This window comes from Cellulomonas sp. ES6 (genome assembly GCF_030053835.1).
Lineage (GTDB): Bacteria > Actinomycetota > Actinomycetes > Actinomycetales > Cellulomonadaceae > Cellulomonas.
Genome location: NZ_CP125655.1, coordinates 3582247 through 3602098, shown reverse-complemented (window position 1 = coordinate 3602098; position 19852 = coordinate 3582247). Strand labels below are relative to the sequence as shown.

The window sequence follows — 19852 nt, the reverse complement described above, 5'->3', positions numbered from 1 at the left end:
TGACGGCACCGATGTCGACCGGGTGCGGCAGCGGCCGGTGCCCGGACACGCAGCGGCTGCGCGCCGCCCCTGCACCCGAGGGGGTCCCATGCAGCTCCACCACCGCGCCCGGCGCGGGCTCCTGGCCGTCGCCGTGGCGGCGGCGACGGCCTTCGCCGCCGCACCCGCGGCCGTCGCCGACGACGCCGACCCCGGCCTGGGCCGGGCGTTCAGCCAGGTCGAGCCGGGCGTGCCCGGCGGCACCGTCGAGGACGACGGCGCCCAGGCGCTCGCGGCGGCGACCGTGCTCGCGGACGCGGACTGGGCGTACTTCCAGGCCGTGAACGTCGCGCGCATCGACGCGGGGGTGGAGCCCGCCAGCCGGAACCCGCGGCTGAACGCGATCGCCGCGGCGTGGGCCACCAAGCAGGCGGCCTCCGGCGGGCTCTCCACCGACCCCTCGCTCGAGAGCAAGCTGCCGGCCGGCTGGTCGGACGGCTACCAGGCCATCTACGCGGGCCCGGCCACGTCCGCCGCCGAGGCGATCCGCGTGGTCGCCCGGGACTACCTCCCCGCCGACACGACGTACCCGACCACCACGGACGTCGGCGTCGCCGTGGCCGAGGTCCCCGGCCCGGACGGCGTGAACTGGTACACGATCTACCAGGTCAGCGCCCGGTACTCCCACAGCTCGCCGCAGGCCGGCGAGTCCACCCTGTACCGGTTCTACCGCCCGTCGTCGGGCACCCACTTCTACTCGACGTCCAAGCGCGAGCGGAACTCCGTGATCCGCGACACCGGGTTCCGGTACGAGGGGCCCGTGGCGTACGTGCTCAAGCCGACGTCGACCGCGTCCGGCTCGCGCGACCTCAACCGGTTCTACCAGCCGGGCACCGGGACGCACTTCTACACGTCCACCACGCGCGAGTACCGGACCGTCAAGACGCTCCCGCAGTACCGCCTCGACGGCGTGACGGGCAAGGTCTACACGACCGCCGGGACGGGCCGCACCGCGATGTACCGGTTCTACCGGCCGGCGTCGGGCACGCACTTCTACACGGCCAGCGCCTCCGAGCGCGACTCGGTGAAGCAGCTCCCGGGCTACACCTACGAGGGCATCGCGTTCTACCTCCGCAAGGCGTCCTGAACGCCACGGTGACCGCGGGTCGGCGCGATCCGCGGTCACCGTCGCCACCTGACCGGCGCGCTTCACCACTCAACTTCTCGCACGGAGCACTCAACTCGGCGCCCGGCACCCCCTGGGCCCACCCGGTTCGCCACCGGGCCGCCCTAGCGTGGCGCCGATCGCACCCGCGAGAACACCGCCCCCGCCCGCACGTCGGCCGGGGGCGGCGTCACGAGAGGATGAGGCAACCGATGATGCGCAACCGGACGTGGCGGCGGCTGACCGCCGTCGCCCTGGCACTCGCGACCGCCGGGGTGGGCGTACCGCTCGCCGCCGCCGACGAGGCCCCGGCAGCCGACGAGATCCAGCGGGCGTACGCCCGGTTCGGCGACCCGGTCACCGAGCCCGCGGCACCGGAGGCGGACCCGCCGGCCACCGACGGCACGGACGGCACGGAGAGCACGGACGGCACGGACCCGGCGGACCCCGCGGACGCCGGCGGGGCCCCGCTGCCGACCACCGGCTCGTCCCCGGCCGGCGACGACGCCGGGCCGGTGCCGGACGAGGTGCCGGACGACGTCGACGGCGCGACGGTCGCGCCGGAGGACGACCTCGAGACCCCCGAGGCGCCCGCTGCCGGGTCGACGGCTGCCGTCGAGCCGACGGCAACCGTCGAGCACACGGCTGCCGCCCCGGAGGAGTCCGCCGACGGCGCGGCGACGCCCGTGGCCGTGGCCGCCGCGTCCCGCCCGGCGACGCTGCTGGGCGCGGCGGGCTGGGACTACTTCCGGTCGCTGAACCAGACGCGCCTCGGGGCGCGGGTCGAGCCGGTCGTGCGGCACGGGGCGCTCGGCACCCTGGCCGAGGCCTGGGCCACGCGGCAGGCGTCGCAGGGCACGTGGTCGCTCGACCCGGACATCGCGTCGAAGGTGCCGGGCACGCCGCTCGACGGCTACCAGGCGATCTACCGCATCCCGGCGACGTCGGCGGACGCCGCCATCCGCGCCGCCCGCTCCAGCTACCTGGTCCGGGACGCGGTGGACGCGAACCTCACGGACGTCGGCCTCGCGGTCGTGGAGAGCCCCGGGTACGGCAGCACGAGGTACTACACGATCTACCAGATCGTCGCCGAGTACTCGCACAGCGCCCCGCGCTCCGGCGAGACCACGCTGTACCGGTTCTACCGCCCGTCGTCCGGCACGCACTTCTACTCGACGTCGAAGGGCGAGCGGAACACCGTGATCGGCGACGCCGGCTTCCGGTACGAGGGCCCGGTGGCCTACCTGCTCACGTCGGGCTCCGCGACCGCCGGCGCCCGCGCGCTCCACCGGTTCTACCAGCCCGGTACCGGCACGCACTTCTACACGTCGACCACGCGCGAGTACCAGACGGTCCGGACGTTGCCGCAGTACCGGCTCGACGGCTCCGTCGGCAAGGTGCACACGCGGCCGGCCGCCGGTCTCACGGCGATGCACCGGTTCCTCCGGCCCGCCTCCGGGACGCACTTCTACACCGCGAGCCCGTCCGAGCTGGCCGCCGTGAAGAAGCTGCCGGGGTACCGGTACGAGGGCGTCGCGTTCTACCTGCGCAAGGCCTCCTGAGCCGCTGACGGGACGGCCGCGGTCCCCCCCCGTGGGGACCGCGGCCGTCCCGTCGCGTCCGGCGGGGTCCGGTCAGCCCGCGAGCACCGCCGGCGCCGCCACCGCCCACCGCTGCTCCCAGCTGCCGATCGGCTCGACCCCCGCGGCGGTCAGGGCGTCGTGCCCGAGCACGGAGTAGGCCGGGCGCGGGGCCGGGCGGGCGTAGGCCTCCGCCGTCGTCGGCCGGACGATGGCCGGGTCGAGCCCGGCGGCCCCGACCACCGCCTGCGCGAAGCCGTGCCACGACGTCCGGCCGGAGGACGTGCCGTGGTACGTCCCGGCGGGCGCGCCGGCCTCGACCAGCCGCGCCACGAGGTCCGCCAGGTCGACGGTCCACGTCGGCTGGCCGACCTGGTCGGCCACGACCTCGAGCCCGCCGCGCTCCGCGGCGACGCGGGCGATGGTGCGGGGGAAGCAGGCGCCGTGCGCCCCGTACAGCCACGCGGTCCGGACCACGAGGTGGTCCGGGTTCTCCGCGCGGACGGCCCACTCGCCGGCGGCCTTCGTCCGGCCGTACGCCGACCGCGGCGCCATCGGGGCGGTCTCCGCGTACGGCTCGGTGGCATCGCCGGCGAAGACGTAGTCGGTCGAGATCTGCACGCTGCGCGCGCCGGTCCCGCGGGCGGCGCGGGCCAGCAGCTGCGGGCCGACGGCGTTGACCGTGAACGCGTCGTCCTCGTGCTCCTCGGCCGGGTCGACCGCCGTCCAGGCCGCGACGTTCGCGACGACGTCGAACCCCCGCACCGCCCCGGCGACCGCGGCGGGGTCGGTGATGTCGAGGTCCGCGCGGTCGACGCCGGTGACCTCGTGCCCCCGCTCGGTCAGCAGCCCGACCAGGTCCTGGCCGAGCATCCCGTTCGACCCCGTCACCAACCAGCGCACTTCGACTCCCCTCGCCCGGCACGAATGCCCCGAAGCCTACCGGCGCGGCTACGCTGCCAGAGGCCACCGACAGCAGAGAGGACCACCATGACCTACCGCGAGCTCGCCGTCCCGGGTGCCTGGGAGATCACACCCGTCCAGCACGGCGACCCCCGCGGCGTGTTCCTGGAGGCGTTCCAGGGCGGCCCGTTCGCCGAGGCGGTCGGGCACCGGTTCGACCTGCAGCAGGCCAACCTGTCGGTGTCGGCCGCGGGCGTGCTGCGCGGCGTGCACTTCGCGGACGTCCCCCCGGGGCAGGCCAAGTACGTGACGTGCCCGCGGGGCGCCGTGCTCGACGTCGTCGTCGACATCCGGGTCGGGTCGCCGACCTTCGGCACGTGGGACACGGTGCTGCTGGACGACGTCGACCGCCGGGCGATCTACCTGGGCGAGGGCCTCGGGCACGCGTTCTTCTCGCTGGACGACGACTCGACCGTCATGTACCTGTGCTCCACCGGGTACTCCCCGGGCCGGGAGCACGGCATCCACCCGCTCGACCCGGAGATCGGCATCGAGTGGCCGACCACCGACCGGCACGGCAACCCCGTCGCCCCGCAGCTGTCCGCCAAGGACACGGCGGCGCCGACGCTCGCCGAGGCGCGCGAGCAGGGTCTGCTGCCGCGCTACGACGAGGTGCAGGCCTACCTCGACTCCCTGCGGGGCTGAGCCACTCGTGTGAGGTCCCGGTCCGGGGCGCCGGGGGTCCGGTAGCCTCGGGCCGCCCGGCCGTCCGCCCTGGTCGGGCCCCGGTGGTGTGCCGCCGGGCAGCCACCGCAGGAGAACCGACCCGTGGCCGACACCGCGCCGACGCTCGACCACCCCCCCGCACCCGCCGCCGGTGCCCGGCTGCGCCCCGCCGTGCCGCGGCCCCGGCCCCTGCCGGCCCTGGGTGCCGGCGCGCTCGTGGCGGTCGCCGTCGCGCTGCTGCGCACGACCGGCGTCCTCGGCGGGTACCCGGCGCTCGTCGTCGCGTTCCTGCTGGTGCTCGCCGTCCCGAGCTCGCGCCTGGGCTCCAGGCGGCTGCTCCTCGCGGCCGGCTGGGCGGCGGGGCTGCTGCCCGCCCTGTGGTGGTGGGACCTGCCGCTCGGCCAGCTCGGCCGGGTCGGGCTGCTGCTCGCGGTGCTCGCGGGCGGCCTGACCGCCTCGGTGCTGTGGCGCGGGCCGCGCGCCGCGCGGGAGCGGGCCGCCCTGCTGCTGCCCACCTGGCGCGCGGTGGACCTGGCGGTCGCGGCCGCGGCGGCGTTCGGCGCCGTGGCCTGCCGGGGGCTGCTCGCGGTGCGTGACGGCGCGCAGGCGCTCGCCGCCGTGCAGCCGGCGTGGGACAACTCCGCGCACGTCGACATGGTGCTCATGCTGCGGCGGGCGGGCGCCGTCATCCCCTCGCTCGCCGCGCCGGCGGGCGGCGGGACGTGGAAGTTCGCGGACTACCCCGAGGGGCACCACGCCGTCGTCGCCACCGTCATGGAGCTGCTCGGCACCGCGACCCCGGGCTCGGCGGCGGACGAGATGGTGCTGTACGCCCGGGCGCAGGGCTTCGTGCTCGCGGCGGCCGCCGTCGTCCTCGTGGCCGGGTTGTGCGCGCTGCCCACGGCACCGCGCCGGCCGGCTGCGACCGTGCTGGCCGCCGCCGGCGTCTCCGCCGTGTACCTCGTCGGGCCCGGTGCGTCCGCGTACACGTCGGGGTTCCCCAACTTCGTGCTGGGCTGCGCGATGGCCGGCGCCGTCCTGCTCCTCGCGGTGACCGTCCCCCGGCCGCTCACGCCCGTCCCGCTGGCGGCGATCGGCGGCCTGCTCGTGGGCGTCGCGCACTCCTGGGTGCTCCTGCTGGCGCTCGCGCTGCCCGCCGCGGCGCTCGTCGCGCTCCCCCCGCGGCGGGCCGCCTGGCGCGCCCCGCGCCGGGACGTCGTGCTGAGCGCCCTCGTGGTCGTCCTCACGGCCGGCGGCGGCCTCGTCGCGCTGCTCACCCTGCGGCGCCTGGCGGCCGCGGACGTGCTGGTGATCCCGGGCGGGATCGCGGTCCCCGGCGCCGGCCTCATGCTCGCCGTGTGCCTGGCGGCGGTCGCGGCCGCGCTGCTCACCGGAGCGGGCCGGACGCGCCGGACCCCGTGGACGGCGGTCGTGCCGGCGGCCGGCCTCGCCACCGCGGGCGCGGTCGGCGTCCTCCAGCTGCGCAGCACCGGGGAGCTGAGCTACTACTTCTGGAAGCTGTTCCTCGGCGTCGCGCTCGTCGCCGTCGTCGCGCTGGCGGTCGCGCTCCTCGGCCGGTCGCCGCGGCGCGGCGGCCCGCGGGTGCCGCGCTGGCAGTCCGTCGCCGCGGTGGCCGTCGGCTGCCTGGCGCTCACCCAGCTCCACGGGCTGACCGGCCGGTCGACCGGCGAGCTGCACGTCACGCCCGACCAGGTCGCGCGCGCGGACGCCCTGCTCCGCGCGGCCGAGACCGCCGCCGCGACCGGCCGCCCGGACGTGGTCTACGTGCGCGCGGACGACGCGATCCACCCGGTCAACGCCCAGCAGTGGCTGCTCGCGCTGACCGGCACGTGGACGTCGGCCACCGAGGCGGGCGCCACCGAGCTGCTCGCGGCCGCCACCCCCGCCGACGTCGCGGCCATCGCGCTGGCGCGCGGCGCGACCGTGGTCGTCGCCCCGCAGGACGTCGCCGCGCTCGGGCTCGAGGACGCCCCGGCGGACCAGGTGGTCACCTGGGGCTGACGGACCGCCCCACGTCCGCGGACCACGCGCGCAGCGCGAGGACCAGGGCGCCGGTCAGCACCAGCAGCGACACCGCCGAGCCGACCACGAGCGCGACGACAGCCACCATGGTCAGCTCGCCCGGCAGGACCGCCGCCACGACCAGCGCCACCGCGCCGGCGACCCAGCCCACGACGACCGCCCGCTCACCGGCGAGCGCCAGCAGCGCCTGCGCGGCGAGCTGGGCGAGCATGAACAGCGCGCCGGACAGCGCCAGCAGCGTCACGACCGTGCGGCTCACGCCGAACCCGTCGCCGAACAGCAGCGGCACCAGCACCTCGCCCCAGGCCCACACCGCGGCTGTGCCGCCGACGCCGATCGCCGCGGTCGCGGCCGTCACCAGCCCGAGCCGTCGCCGGTAGCCCGCGACGTCCCGCAGCCCGACCATCGCGGCGAGACCGGGCAGCAGCACCGCCTGCACGGCGGAGAACATGAACACCGGGACGCGGGCGATCGTGAGCGCCGCGAGGAACTGCCCGCTCAGCACCTCCTGCTCCGGGGTGGCACGCAGCTGGACCACCAGCGGGCCGGCGTTCGCCAGCAGCTGGGACGCGAGCGACGCGACCACGAGCACCGCGACCGCACGTCGGACCGCGCCGGCGTCCGGCGGCTCCCCGGCGTCGACGAGGCCCGCGCGCCGCGGGGTCGTCCCGAGCACGGCGAGCAGCGGGGCGACCACCAGCACGAGCCCGAACGCCCACACCTCCCGGACGCCGGCGAGCGCGAGGGCGCCGGCCCCGGCCATCCGGAGCAGGCCGTCCACCACGAACTGGGCGCCGTAGCTGCCGTACCTGCCGTTGCCGGCCAGCAGCCCGCGCGCGACGTACGCGACCGCCATCCCGAGCAGGGCCCCGACCAGCAGCGGCACCAGCGTCGCGTCGCCGTGGAACAGGCGCCGCGTCAGCAGCGGCCAGGCCACCAGGCAGACCAGCGCGACGGCGCCGAGCAGCACCGCCGCGACGCGGCCCACGAGCCGCACCACGCCGTCGTTGCCGCGGCCGAGCGCCCGCAGGGACGCGGTCGTGCGGCCGAGCTCCTGCTCGAACGGCAGGAACAGGCCGATGCCGACGGCGTTGAGCAGCGTCCACAGCACCGACAGGGGCGCGAAGGCGGCGGGGCCGAGCGCCTGGCCCGCCACCCCGAGGAACACGTACGCGGCGAGGCCGTAGACCCCGAGACCGGCGGCGACGGACAGGAACCCGAGCCGGCCCGAGAGCAGGGTGCCGAGGCGGGAGCGGGCAGCAGGGGGCTCGGCGGGGCTCGGCACAGCGGACACCCTACCGGCGGGTACGCGGCGCTCCCCGGGCCCTCCGGGAGGACCGGCACGGCCGTGCGCCACGGCGACCGGCGCCCCGGACCAGGCCTGACGCGCCCCCGCCGCCCCTATACTCGGGTCCGCCCACGACCCCAGCGTCGCCTCCGTCCGTGGAAGGTCCCCGCATGCCCGACCGGATGCCGCCGCGCACCGCCAGCACCCCGGCGCCCGGTCGCCGGACCTCCCGGCTCCAGCAGGTGGTGGACCGCGTCCCCGGCGGCTGGCGGTGGACGGGCGTGGGCCTGCTGCTCCTCGCCCTCACCGCCTGCTGGTCCGTGGCGACCCCGCTGATGTCCTCCCCGGACGAGCCGAGCCACGTGGTGCGGGCCGCGGGCGTGGTCCGCGGGCAGGTGTCGCTGGAGCTGCACGAGCCGCAGTCCGGCGCCGCGGCTCCGGGCCTCGCGGGCCTCGTGGAGCTGCCGTCCGACTACGCCGCGTCGGTGAACCTGCCCAACTGCTTCGCGTTCCAGCCCACCCAGTCCGCCGACTGCCAGCAGGACCTGCCGCCGGCGGACGGCACCGTCGTCGTCGAGACGTTCGCGGGCCAGTACCCGCCGCTGTACTACGCGCTCGTCGGCTGGCCCTCGCTGCTGCTGCCCGCGGACGCCGGGATCATGGCGATGCGGCTCGTCAGCGCGCTGCTCACCTCCGTGCTGGTCACCTGGGGCCTGGTCCGCCTGACGCGCATCGAGGGCAACCGGGGCGGCATCTGGGGGGCGTCGGTCGCCCTCACGCCGATGTGCCTGTTCCTCGGGGCCACGGTGAACCCCTCGGGGTTCGAGATCGCCGCCGCCTTCACGTTCTGGACGGCGTGCCTCGCCCTCGTGCTGGACCGCCGCCCCGTGCCGACCTCCGCGCTCGTGCAGGCCGTCGTCGGCGGCGGCCTGCTCGTGACGACCCGCTCGTCCGGCCCCGTGTGGGCGCTGGCGATCGTGGTGGTCGCCCTCGTGGCCGCGCCGGCGGGCCGCTGGCGCGCCGTGCTGCGGCACCCGCGCATCTGGTGGTTCGCCGGCGCGACCGCCGTCGCCTGCGCGCTGGGTGCCGGCTGGCTGCTCACGCACCCGGCGGTCGTCACGACCCACGACGCCTACCCGCACCTCGCGGACCTGCGCGCCGCGGTGCTCGGGGTGCTCGGCTTCGGCTCGCAGTACCTGCTCAACATGATCGGCGACTTCGGCTGGCTCGACGCGCCCTCGCCGCCCGTCACGGTCATCGCCTGGTACGCGGCGACCGGCGCCGTGCTGCTCGTCGCGCTCGGCGCCCGGCGTGCCGCGCGGACGCGGGTCGCGCTCGTCCTGCTCGTGCTCGGCACCGCGGCCGCGCCGCTCGCCCTCCAGGTCCCGACGGCCGCCGACACGGGGCTGATCTGGCAGGGCCGCTACGCGTTGCCGATCGCCGTCGGCGTGCCGCTGCTCGCGGGCCTGCTCGCCTCGGCCGCGCCCGCCGGCGAGGCGGACCTCGTGCGCCGGCTCGCCCGCGCGACGCTCCCCGTCGTGGTCGTGGGCCAGGTGGCGGCGTTCTACTGGGGCTCGCGCCGGTACGCCGAGGGGGCCGACGGGGACCTCATCACCCTGCACCCCGACTGGCAGTCCCCGATCTCCTACCTGCCCGGCGTCGCGCTGTACGGGGCCGTCGCCGTCGCGCTCGGCCTGTGCGCCTGGGCGTACCTGCGCCCGCTGCCGGAGCCGGCGGCCGACGTCGCGCCCGCGCCGCCGGCCGGTCACGGGGCGGCGCAGGCCGCTCCCGCCGTCGGAGGCTGACCCGGCGGCCGGCCCGGGCCGCGCCCGGCTCGCCGGCGTCGTCACCCCCCGCCGTCACCGCACGCCGACCCCGCGCCGCGCGGCCGGCCGGCGCAGCCCTACGGCCGCAGCGCGTGCCGGAGCAGCGTGCGGACCGCCGCGCGGTCCCGGGCGCGCAGGGCCGTCGGCAGCAGCGTGGCGGCGTACAGCCGCGACGTGACGTGCAGCCGCGCCGCCCGCGCCGCCCGGCGCCACCCCTGGCGCGCCATCAGCTCCGCGGCCAGGTCGAAGTACTCCCGCTCCCCCTCGAAACGCGAGCCGTCGAGCAGCTTCACCGACGACGCGCTCGCGCTGTGCCGCCGGTAGGCGAACACCTCGGTCGGCTCGACCACGAGCCGCGACCCGGCGAGCACCATGTCGAGCACGAGCGCCAGGTCGAGGATGATCGGCAGCCCCGGCCGGAACGGGGTGCGCTGCACGGCCTCGCGGCGGAACACCAGCGACGGCCAGTACAGCCAGTCGCCGTGCAGCAGGCTCGTGGCCAGCGGCTCGCCCGCGAGGACGCGCGTGCCGGTGCCGCGGGGGCGGACGAGCCGCTGCTTCACGGTGTCCGCGAGGGGCCGGGACGGCTGCCCGTGCTCGTCCACCACGACCACGCCGGGCTGGATGATGTCGGCGTCCGGGAACCGGCGGTGCGCGGCCGTGACCACCGCGACGAAGTCGGGCAGCAGCACGTCGTCCGAGCCCGGGACGGCCACGAGGTCGGCCTCCGCGAGCGCGACGCACTGGCGGAACACCTCCGCGATGCCGCGGTTCTCCGGGTTGCGCAGGTAGACGATGCGCTCGTCCCCCAGGGACGCGAGCCACTCGCCGGCCCACGGGTCGGGGTTCGCGTCGTCGACGACGGTGAGCCGCCAGCCCGGGTCGGTCTGCGCGAGCACGCTGCGCACGGTCTCGCGCAGGTACTCCGGGTCGCCCCAGTAGGGCACCATCAGGTCGATCACGCGGCAGGACCGTCCGCGCCGCCGGCGCCGTCGACGGGGCCCGCGGGGTCGGCGGGTGCCGCGCGGCGCGCGGTGGCCGCCAGCCGCTCGACGTCGAACCGCACCAGCGCGATCTCCTCCGCGAGCGTCCGGGTCTCCTCCTCGAGCGTGGTGATCTCCGCGCTGAGCTGGATGCACACGAGCAGCAGGACGATCAGGGCGAGCGCGAACAGCAGGTTGCTGGGCGTCTGCACGCCCACCCAGTCCGCGAGCGCGGCGACCGCGCCGGGGAACGCGCCGAACACGCACACGCCCACCCCGACGACGATCCACGTGATCGCGTACTTCTCCCGCAGGCGGCGGGTGCGCAGCAGCAGGACCAGGAACACGACCAGCGCGACGCACGCCGCGAGGGCGAAGGGGTAGCCGCTCACCGGTGCACCCCCGCCGGGACCTGGCCGAGCGGCCGCGACACCGCGATCAGGAGGGCGAGGACGGCGCGGCCCAGGAACAGGGCCGCCTTCGCCGGGTTGTGCGACGGCGTGCCGCCGGCCCGCGGGCGCATCTCGACCCCGATCTGCCGCACGGTCAGCCCGGCGCGGCACGCGATGACGAGCGACTCCACGGTGTCGCCCAGGTACTCCGCCGGGTACTCGTCGGCGAACAGCAGGATGGCGCGGCGGTTCGACGCCCGGAACCCGGACGTCGTGTCGGTCAGCCGGGTCCCGGCGATGCGCGAGAGCACGCCGGACAGGACGGACATCGCCCACCGGCGCGGACCGCGCACGGAGTAGGACCCGACGCCGGCGAACCGCGCGCCGATCACGACGTCGGCGCCGTCGGCGAGGGCGTCGACCACCCGCCGCACGTCGGCCGGGTCGTGCTGGCCGTCGGCGTCCACCTGGACCGCGGCGTCGTAGCCCTCCCGGGCCGCGAAGCGGTAGCCGGCGCGCATCGCGCCGCCGACGCCGAGGTTCAGCGGGAGGTCCAGCACCATCGCGGTGCCGCTGGCGCGCGCCACGTCCGCGGTGCCGTCCGTCGAGCCGTCGTTCACGACGAGCACGTCGGCCTGCGGCAGCGCAGCCGCCAGCTCGGCGAGGACGCCCGGGAGCGCCTCCCGCTCGTTCCAGGCCGGGACGATCACCAGGAGGCGCGGTGTCGGGTCTCCGGTCACGGGCCACTACCTTAGCCGGAGCGGGTCGCCGCCGGGCGCACCCCCGAACCGGGCGCCCACGGGGCGGGCCGGGGTCGGCCGGACGACGAGGAGAGCACGGCATGCGGGTCCTGATCGACGCCACGGCGGTGCCCGCGGACCGCGGGGGCGTGGGGCGGTACGTCGACGAGCTCGTGCCGGAGCTGGACCGCGCCGGCACCGACCTGGTGCTCGTGGTGCAGGCCCGCGACGTGGCGCACTACCGGGCGCTCGCGCCGGGCGCCCGGGTGGTAGCGGCGCCCGCCCCGGTGGCCCGCCGCCCCGTGCGCCTGCTGTGGGAGCAGGTCGTGCTCCCCCGGCTCGCGCGCCGCGTCCGCGCCGACGTGGTGCACAGCCCGCACTACACGATGCCGCTGGCCGCCCGCACACCCGTCGTCGTCACGCTGCACGACGCCACGTTCTTCTCCGACCCCGGGCTGCACCTGCGCACGAAGGCCGTGTTCTTCCGGACGTGGACGCGCCTCGCCGTCCGGCGCGCCGCGGGGCTGGTCGTGCCGTCGCGGGCCACCCGCGCGGAGGTCGTCGCCGCGACCGGCGCACCCGCCGACCGCATGACCGTCGCCTACCACGGCGTCGACACCGCCCGGTTCCACCCGGTCGACACCGCCGAGCGCGCCCGCGTCCGGGCGACGCTGGACGTGGGCGACCGGCCGTACGTGGGGTTCCTCGGCACGCTCGAGCCGCGCAAGAACGTGCCGGCGCTGGTCCGCGGCTGGGTGCGGGCGTGCGAGGGCCTGACCGACCCGCCCGCGCTCGTGCTCGCCGGGGCGCGCGGCTGGGACGACGCGGTGGACGCCGCCCTCGCGGAGGTCCCCGGGCACCTCACCGTGCGCGTGCCGGGGTACCTCCCGCTCGACGACCTGCCGGGCTTCCTCGCGGGGGCGTCCGTGCTGGCGTACCCCAGCCTGGGCGAGGGCTTCGGGCTGCCCGTGCTGGAGGCCATGGCGTGCGGCGCCACCGTGCTGACCACCGAGCGGCTGTCGCTGCCCGAGGTCGGCGGCGACGCCGTCGCGTACTGCGGCACGGGCGCGGACGCGATCGCGGCGGCGTTGCGGGACCTGCTGGACGACCCCGCGCGGCGGTCCGCGCTCGCGGCCGCGGCGGTGGAGCGGGCGGCCGGCTTCACCTGGGCCGAGGCGGCCCGCGTCCACCTCGAGGCCTACCGCCGGGCCGCGCACGCCTGACCTGCGCGCACGCAGGAGCCCGTCCGCCGCCCCGCGCGTCGGGGCGACAGGACGGCCCCGAGATGGTGCGCTGAGGCCCTCGCCGCACTCACAGGGGGTACCTGACCATGGCACGACTGCGCCGTCCCGTGTCCGTCGTGGTGTCCGGCGCGCTCGCCGCCGGGCTGCTCACGACGCTCGCGCCCGCCGCGTCCTCCAGCCCCGCCCCGGCGGCCGGCAGCGCGGCGGACGAGCTGTCCGTCGTCGAGCTCGACCTGTCCGGCGTGAGCGCCGCGGCCCGCCCGGACCTGCCCGCGCCCGAGTCCGTGCCGACCGACGAGGGCGCCGGCGACGCCGCCCCCGACGCCGCGGCCCGCTCGGCGGCGCCCGACGCGCAGGACGCCGCGGGCACGACCGCCCTGCCCGGCGAGCCGGCGCCGGCCGACGGCGGCGAGCCGACCGCGGGCCCGACCACCGAGCCGACCACCGAGCCGACCACCGAGCCGACCGCGGAGCCGACCCCCCGGCCGACCTCCGAGCCGTCCGCGGCGCCCACCCCGGCCCCCACCGCCGAGCCGTCCGACTCCCCCACGGCCGGTCCCGCGCCGACGGCGCCGGGCGACGCGGCCGGCACCGGGCCGGTCGCCGACCCGGACGTCCTCACCGTCGAGATGGACACGGCACCGTTCACCGTCCTCGGCGTCACGTGGGACCGCACGCCCGGGCTGTCGGGCGTCGAGATCCGCTACCGCGTGCGGGTCGACGGCGCGTGGACCGACTGGGCGGGCGCCGAGTCCTCCGACGTCGCGCCGGACCCCGGCACCGACGACGCGGCGGCCGACGCGCGCGACGGTACCGACCCGATCGTGGCCGTCGGGGCCGACGGCGTGCAGATCTGGGCGGAGGCGGAGACCGGCACGGTGACGGGGCTCAAGGCCGTCCTGGTCGACCCGGGCGCCGACCCCGCGGGGACGGGCGAGCTGGCGACGACCGGGGCCGCGGCCACCGGCGGTGCCGCGGTCGGCACGGCGGAGTCGTCCGGCGACGCCGTGGTCCGCACCCTCGCCGCCACCGGTCCGGCCGCCGTCGCGACCGCGGCCGTCTCCGCCCCGGCGATCATCAGCCGCGCGGGCTGGGGCGCCGACGAGTCGATGCGGCCCTGCGACCCGGACTTCTCCACGCAGATCGTCTCCGCCGCGGTCCACCACACCGCGTCCGCCAACGGCTACTCCGCCGCCGAGGTGCCGGGCATCATCCGCGGCTTCTACGCCTACCACACGCGCCCGGAGGCCGCGGGCGGGCGTGGCTGGTGCGACATCGGCTACAACTTCCTCGTCGACCAGTTCGGGCGGGTGTTCGAGGGGCGGGCCGGCGGCATCGAGTCCACGGTGGTCGGCGTCCACACGGGCGGGTTCAACAGCCGGACCATCGGCGTGGCCGCCATCGGCAACTTCCAGACCACCACGCCCTCGGCGGCGCTGCTGGAGAGCCTGAGCCGGCTGATCGCGTGGAAGTTCGCCGTGCACCGCATCCAGGCGAACACGAACGTCACGATGGTGTCCGGCGGCGGGGCCTCGAAGTTCCCCGCCGGGACGAGCGTCTCGTTCCCCACGATCTACGCGCACCGGGACGCGCAGCTGACCTCCTGCCCGGGGCAGACGCTGTACGACCGGCTGCCGGACATCCGCAACCGCGTCGCGGCGCTCGCGAACGCCACGGTGGCGGCCTCGCCGGTCTCGCGGCTCGAGAGCCTGCGGGCGACGTCGTCGGGGATCCAGCTCTCCGGGTGGACGTTCGACCCGGGGTCGTCCGCGTCCCTGCAGGTCGCGGTCTCCGTGGACGGCGCGGTGAAGCGCCTGACCGCCGACCGGAGCCGGCCCGACGTGGCGAGCGCGTACGGCGTCGGCCCGTCGCACGGGTTCTCGGGCACGGTCCCGGCCGGCAACGGCCGGCACCTCGTGTGCGTGTCGTCCGTCAACGTCGGCTCGGGGCACGACGTGGTGCTGGGCTGCGCGTGGCTGACCGTCCGCAACGCGGCCCCGGTGGGCGTGGTCGAGCGGCTGTCGACCACGCCGGAGGGCGTGACGCTCAGCGGCTGGGCGCTCGACCCGGACACCACGGCGCCCGTCCAGGTGCACGTGCACGTGGACGGCAAGGCGGTCCGGTCGGTCAAGGCCGACCTCGACCGCCCGGACGTCGAGCGGGCGTACGGCCTCGGGGCCGCGCACGGGTTCAACGCGTCGGTCGCGGTGACCGGCGGGAAGCACGAGGTGTGCGTCTACGCGATCAACCAGCCGACGGGCCCCGCGACCCGCCTCACGTGCCGCACGGTCGAGGTCGGGAACGTGCCGGTCGGCCGGGTGGACGCGCTGACCGCCGGCGCCGACTCCGTGACGGTGCGCGGCTGGGCGCTCGACGCGGACACGCGCGACCCGATCTCCGTCCACGTGCACGTGGACGGCAAGCCGGTGCGCTCCGTCCGCGCGGAGACGTACCGTGCCGACATCGACCGGGCGTACGGCCTGGGCCCGAACCACGGCTTCAGCGCCGAGGTGCCGGTGGCGCAGGGGAAGCACGAGGTCTGCGTCTACGCCATCAACGTGCCGAGCGGCCCGCACAAGCGGCTGACGTGCCGCACGGTGACGGTCAGCAACGACAAGCCGCTCGGGCGCCTGGACGTGGTCCGCCCGGCGGCGGGTGGCGTGCGGGTCGCGGGCTGGGCGCTCGACCCCGACACCACCGCGTCGATCCGCGTGCACGTGCACGTGGACGGCACCCCGGTGCGCTCGGTGCTGGCGGACCGCTCGCGGCCGGACGTGGGCCGCGCCTACGGCCTCGGCTCGGCGCACGGCTTCGACACGACGGTGCCCGCGGCCCCGGGCTCGCGGCAGGTGTGCGTCTACGCGATCAACCAGCCGGCGGGCCCGAACCCCCGGCTCGGGTGCACGACCGTCACCGTGCCCTGACCCCGGGACGGCGGGCGGCGCCGTTCGGGTACACATACCGGGGCAATTCGGGCAACCGGCCCGCCGACCGGGCGCGGCGGGCCGGTCGGCCGCCCGGTGGTGCGTAGCCTGACCGCGTCTCCGCCCCCGATCCGCGAGGTCCCCGGTGCCCACCTCCCCCCGTCGCAGAGCGGTCGTCGTCGCGTGCGCCGCCGTCGCCGTCCTGGTGGCCGGCGCGCTCGCCTGGTGGCTCACCCGTCCCGGGGCCGAGCCCGCCGCCGCGCCGAGCCCGGTCACGACCACACCGGCCCCCACGCCCGCGACGCCCCGGCCCGGGCCGTCCGGCGAGCCGAGCGCCCCGGCACCGGAGAGCCCGGACCCCGCGGCCCCGACGGAGCCCGCCCCCGCCCCGACGGGCGGCACCCCCGGGCAGCCCGCGGGCCCCGCGGCCGTGGACGTCGTCGCGACCTACGCGGCCTGGAACCCCGGCACCGCCGCGGTCGAGGTCGGCGCCTACGCCGCGACCGTCGAGTCCGGAGGCCGCTGCACCCTCACCCTGACAGGCCCGGGAGGCACGGCCACGATCGGGGTCGACGCCGTCCCCGACGCCTCCACCACCGTGTGCCCCGGCATGAGCCTGTCCGGACCGCCCCTCACGTCCGGGACGTGGGAGGCCGTCGTGACCTACTCGTCCCCCGCCCTCACCGGCGCCTCCGACCCGCTGACCGTGGAGGTGCCGTGAACCGGCCCCGCACCCTCGTGCGCACCGTGCTGCTGCGCGTGCTGCTGCCCGTGCTCGCCGCGGCCGCCGTGCTCGTCACCGGCCTGGCCGGGCTCGGCGGTGACCGGGGCTCCGCCGCCGCCGCGGACCTGACGCAGTTCGACCCCGGCATGATCATCAGCGACGCGGTGTTCTACGACTCCGGCACCATGTCCGCCGCGCAGGTGCAGTCGTTCCTGAACCAGAAGGGCGCCTCGTGCGTGCCCACCGCCGGGAACACCTGCCTCAAGGACTACCGGCAGGCCACGACCAGCCGGCCGGCGGACGCGTACTGCCGCGCGTACTCCGGCTCCTCCAGCGAGACCGCCGCCCAGATCGTCGCGAAGGTCGCGGTCGCCTGCCGCATCAACCCCCAGGTGCTCCTCGTCACGCTCCAGAAGGAGCAGGGTCTCGTCACCGCGACGGCCGGCAAGCCCGAGACCACGTACCGCAAGGCGCTCGGGTTCGGCTGCCCGGACACCCGGGAGTGCGACGCGAAGTACTTCGGGTTCGGGAACCAGGTCTACCTCGCCGCGCGGCAGTTCCAGCGGTACGCGGCGGAACCGGGCAACTACACGCACCGCGCCGGGATCGTGAACCAGGTCCGGTTCCACCCGAACGCCGCCTGCGGCACGAGCCCCGTCCTCATCCAGAACCAGGCGACGGCCTCGCTGTACAACTACACGCCGTACCAGCCCAACGCCGCCGCGCTCCGCGCCGGGTACGGCACGGGCGACTCCTGCTCGTCGTACGGCAACCGCAACTTCTGGAACTACTTCTCCGACTGGTTCGGCTCGCCCACGCAGCGCGCGCCGATCGGCGTCGTCGAGCAGGTCACGTCGCCCTCCTCGGGCCGGATCGCGGTGAGCGGCTGGGCGCTCGACCCGGACACCACCGCCTCCATCCGGGTGCACGTGCACGTGGACGGCAAGCCGGTCCAGTCGGTGGCCGCCGACCGCAACCGGCCCGACGTGGGCTCGGCGTACGGCAAGGGCAGCGCGCACGGCTTCAGCACGACCGTCGACTCGACCAGCGGGAAGCACCGCGTGTGCGTCTACGCCATCGACTCCGCCGGCGGCGCCAACTCCCAGCTCGGCTGCCGCGACGTCACGGTCGTCAACCAGCCCCCGATCGGCCGGCTCGACCAGGTCACGTCGCCCTCCGCGGGGACCGTGCAGGTCAGCGGCTGGGCGCTCGACCCCGACACCGCCGCGTCGATCCGCGTGCACGTGCACCTCGACGGCAAGCCCGTCCGCTCCGCCGCGGCGACCGCGAGCCGCCCCGACGTCGGCCGGGCGTACGGCAAGGGCAGCGCGCACGGGTTCACCACCTCGTTCCCCGCGGCGGCGGGCCGGCACGAGGTCTGCCTGTACGCGATCGACAGCTCGGGCGGCGCCAACACCAAGGTCTCCTGCCGGACCGTCGACGTGCAGAACGCGCGCCCGATCGGGCGGGTGGACACCGCGACCTCGGTGGAGGGCAGGCTGCGGGTCACCGGCTGGGCGCTCGACCCCGACACGTCCGCGTCGATCCGCGTGCACGTGCACGTGGACGGCAAGCCGGCGCGGTCGGTGGCCGCGGACGGCCTGCGCCCCGACGTCGACCGGGCCTACGGGAAGGGCGCGGCGCACGGCTACTCCGTCGACGTGGCGGCCACCCCGGGCACCCACGAGGTCTGCGTGTACGCGATCGACCCCGTGGTGGGACCGAACCCGAAGATCGGGTGCCGCACCGCCACGGTCGTCAACCAGGCGCCGACGGGGGCCGTCGAGGCCGTGACGCCGGGAGCCGGTCAGTTCACCGTCGAGGGCTGGGTGCACGACCCCGACACGACCGGCCCGGTGACGGTGCGCGTCTCCGTCGACGGCAAGGCCGCGACGTCGGTGGTCGCCGACCTCGACCGGCCGGACGTCGCGTCCCGGCTCGGCACGACCGGCTCCCACGGGTTCCGCGTGACGATCCCCGTGACCGCGGGCGACGCGACCGAGCACCGCGTGTGCGTGGACGGCGTCGACACGTGGGGCGGGCCGGACGGGCGCGTCGGCTGCGCGACCGGCGTCGCGAACGTCAAGCCGATCGGCCGGCTGGACTCCGCGACCGTGCTCGACACCGGCGCCGTGCGCGTGAAGGGCTGGGCGCTCGACCCGAACACGACCGCGCCGATCCGGGTGCACGTGTACGTGGACGGCACCGCCGTGAAGGCGCTGACGGCCGACGTCAGCCGGCCCGACGTGGACCGCGCGTACGGCATGGGCGCGCTGCACGGCTACAGCACGACCCTCGATCCGCTGACGTCCGGCACGCACACCGTCTGCACCTACGCGATCGACTCGTTCGGGGCCTCCCAGGGGGGCACCAACCCGCGCATCGGCTGCAAGGACGTCAGCGTGCCGTAGCCGGATGCGCCACAATGGCCGGATGCGCGGCATCATCCTGGCCGGTGGATCCGGCACCCGACTGCACCCGATCACGCAGGGCATCAGCAAGCAGCTCGTGCCCGTGTACGACAAGCCGATGATCTACTACCCGCTGTCGACGCTGATCCTCGCCGGCATCCGGGACGTGCTGGTCATCACCACGCCACACGACGCCGAGCAGTTCCGGCGCCTGCTCGGGGACGGCTCGCAGTTCGGCATCGACCTCACGTTCGCCACCCAGCCGGAGCCCAACGGCCTCGCGCAGGCGTTCGTCATCGGCGCCGACTTCGTGGGCGACGAGGGTGCCGCGCTCGTGCTCGGCGACAACATCTTCTACGGCCCGGGCCTGGGCGCGCGGCTGCAGCGGTTCGAGGACATCGACGGCGGCGCGGTGTTCGCCTACCGGGTGGCCGACCCGACGGCGTACGGCGTCGTGGAGTTCGACGAGGACTTCCGCGCGCTGTCCCTGGAGGAGAAGCCCGCCCGGCCGAAGAGCAGCTACGCGGTGCCCGGCCTGTACTTCTACGACAACGACGTCGTGGCGATCGCGCGGGACCTGAAGCCGTCGGCGCGCGGCGAGTACGAGATCACCGACGTCAACCGCGCGTACCTCGAGCAGGGCCGCCTCCAGGTCGAGGTGCTCCCCCGCGGGACGGCCTGGCTCGACACCGGCACGTTCGACTCGCTGCTGGAGGCCTCCGACTACGTGCGCACCATCGAGTCGCGCCAGGGCCTCAAGATCGGCTCGCCCGAGGAGGTGGCCTGGCGTCGCGGGTTCCTCACGGACGACGAGCTGCGCGTGCGCGCGGAGAAGCTCGTCAAGTCCGGCTACGGCCAGTACCTGCTGGACCTGCTGGCCTGACCGCGCCCCCCGGCCCGGTAGGGTCGGACCGACTCATCCAC

General features: G+C 76.5%; 15 protein-coding genes. 10 read left to right on the top strand and 5 right to left on the bottom strand.

The window, feature by feature from the left end; all coding sequences use genetic code 11:
- Nucleotides 1–88: 88 nt before the first annotated feature.
- Together P9841_RS16750 and P9841_RS16745 are read left to right on the top strand one after the other, a co-directional pair.
- Complete coding sequence (locus P9841_RS16750; protein WP_283319719.1) at nt 89–1126, top strand: CAP domain-containing protein; 1038 nt, start codon at nt 89–91, stop codon at nt 1124–1126.
- Between the two features lie 230 nt (nt 1127–1356).
- The gene (locus P9841_RS16745) at nt 1357–2706 is read left to right on the top strand and encodes a hypothetical protein (protein WP_283319718.1); all 1350 of its coding nucleotides are present in this window, start codon (nt 1357–1359) and stop codon (nt 2704–2706) included.
- Between the two features lie 72 nt (nt 2707–2778).
- Here P9841_RS16745 and rfbD read toward each other — a convergent pair whose 3' ends face one another.
- Entirely contained in the window at nt 2779–3627 is an 849-nt protein-coding gene (rfbD, locus tag P9841_RS16740) for a dTDP-4-dehydrorhamnose reductase (RefSeq protein WP_283319717.1), read from the bottom strand.
- Between the two features lie 87 nt (nt 3628–3714).
- On the opposite strand from rfbD, the gene P9841_RS16735 reads away from it, so the two are divergent.
- Both P9841_RS16735 and P9841_RS16730 read left to right on the top strand, forming a co-directional pair.
- The gene (locus P9841_RS16735) at nt 3715–4332 is read left to right on the top strand and encodes a dTDP-4-dehydrorhamnose 3,5-epimerase family protein (protein WP_283319716.1); all 618 of its coding nucleotides are present in this window, start codon (nt 3715–3717) and stop codon (nt 4330–4332) included.
- Between the two features lie 123 nt (nt 4333–4455).
- Nucleotides 4456–6375, top strand: coding sequence for a hypothetical protein (locus P9841_RS16730; protein ID WP_283319715.1), 1920 nt, complete (start codon nt 4456–4458; stop codon nt 6373–6375).
- On the opposite strand, the gene P9841_RS16725 is transcribed toward P9841_RS16730, so the two are convergent.
- Nucleotides 6362–7681 carry a lipopolysaccharide biosynthesis protein gene (locus P9841_RS16725; RefSeq protein WP_283319714.1) on the bottom strand — a complete coding sequence of 440 codons (1320 nt, stop codon included), beginning with the start codon at nt 7679–7681 and terminating at the stop codon, nt 6362–6364. The two genes, P9841_RS16730 and P9841_RS16725, sit on opposite strands and share 14 nt — an antisense overlap.
- 173 nt (nt 7682–7854) lie before the next feature.
- Between P9841_RS16725 and P9841_RS16720 the strand changes: the two genes are divergently transcribed.
- A complete protein-coding gene (locus P9841_RS16720; RefSeq protein ID WP_283319713.1) occupies nt 7855–9489 on the top strand; it encodes a DUF2142 domain-containing protein in 1635 nt (544 codons plus the stop codon).
- A gap of 98 nt (nt 9490–9587) precedes the next feature.
- Here P9841_RS16720 and P9841_RS16715 read toward each other — a convergent pair whose 3' ends face one another.
- Genes P9841_RS16715 through P9841_RS16705 form a run of 3 tightly spaced genes read right to left on the bottom strand, consistent with a single transcriptional unit; the run spans nt 9588 to nt 11625 of the window.
- Nucleotides 9588–10472 (bottom strand): glycosyltransferase family 2 protein, encoded by an 885-nt coding sequence (locus tag P9841_RS16715; RefSeq protein ID WP_283319712.1) that lies wholly within the window; start codon nt 10470–10472, stop codon nt 9588–9590.
- On the bottom strand, nt 10469–10885 hold the full coding sequence (locus P9841_RS16710) for a DUF2304 domain-containing protein (protein ID WP_283319711.1): 417 nt from the start codon (nt 10883–10885) through the stop codon (nt 10469–10471). Before P9841_RS16710 ends, P9841_RS16715 begins: the two co-directional genes overlap by 4 nt.
- Nucleotides 10882–11625 (bottom strand): glycosyltransferase family 2 protein, encoded by a 744-nt coding sequence (locus tag P9841_RS16705; RefSeq protein WP_283319710.1) that lies wholly within the window; start codon nt 11623–11625, stop codon nt 10882–10884. The genes P9841_RS16710 and P9841_RS16705 overlap by 4 nt, the downstream gene beginning before the upstream one ends.
- A 101-nt stretch (nt 11626–11726) precedes the next feature.
- Between P9841_RS16705 and P9841_RS16700 the strand changes: the two genes are divergently transcribed.
- From P9841_RS16700 to rfbA, 5 genes are all read left to right on the top strand, one after another.
- A complete protein-coding gene (locus P9841_RS16700) occupies nt 11727–12848 on the top strand; it encodes a glycosyltransferase family 4 protein (protein WP_283319709.1) in 1122 nt (373 codons plus the stop codon).
- Between the two features lie 107 nt (nt 12849–12955).
- The gene (locus P9841_RS16695; RefSeq protein ID WP_283319708.1) at nt 12956–15793 is read left to right on the top strand and encodes an N-acetylmuramoyl-L-alanine amidase; all 2838 of its coding nucleotides are present in this window, start codon (nt 12956–12958) and stop codon (nt 15791–15793) included.
- Between the two features lie 145 nt (nt 15794–15938).
- Entirely contained in the window at nt 15939–16514 is a 576-nt protein-coding gene (locus P9841_RS16690; protein ID WP_283319707.1) for a hypothetical protein, read from the top strand.
- On the top strand, nt 16511–18928 hold the full coding sequence (locus tag P9841_RS16685; protein ID WP_283319706.1) for a hypothetical protein: 2418 nt from the start codon (nt 16511–16513) through the stop codon (nt 18926–18928). Before P9841_RS16690 ends, P9841_RS16685 begins: the two co-directional genes overlap by 4 nt.
- A gap of 22 nt (nt 18929–18950) precedes the next feature.
- A complete protein-coding gene (gene rfbA, locus P9841_RS16680) occupies nt 18951–19811 on the top strand; it encodes a glucose-1-phosphate thymidylyltransferase RfbA (protein WP_283319705.1) in 861 nt (286 codons plus the stop codon).
- Nucleotides 19812–19852: the final 41 nt, after the last annotated feature.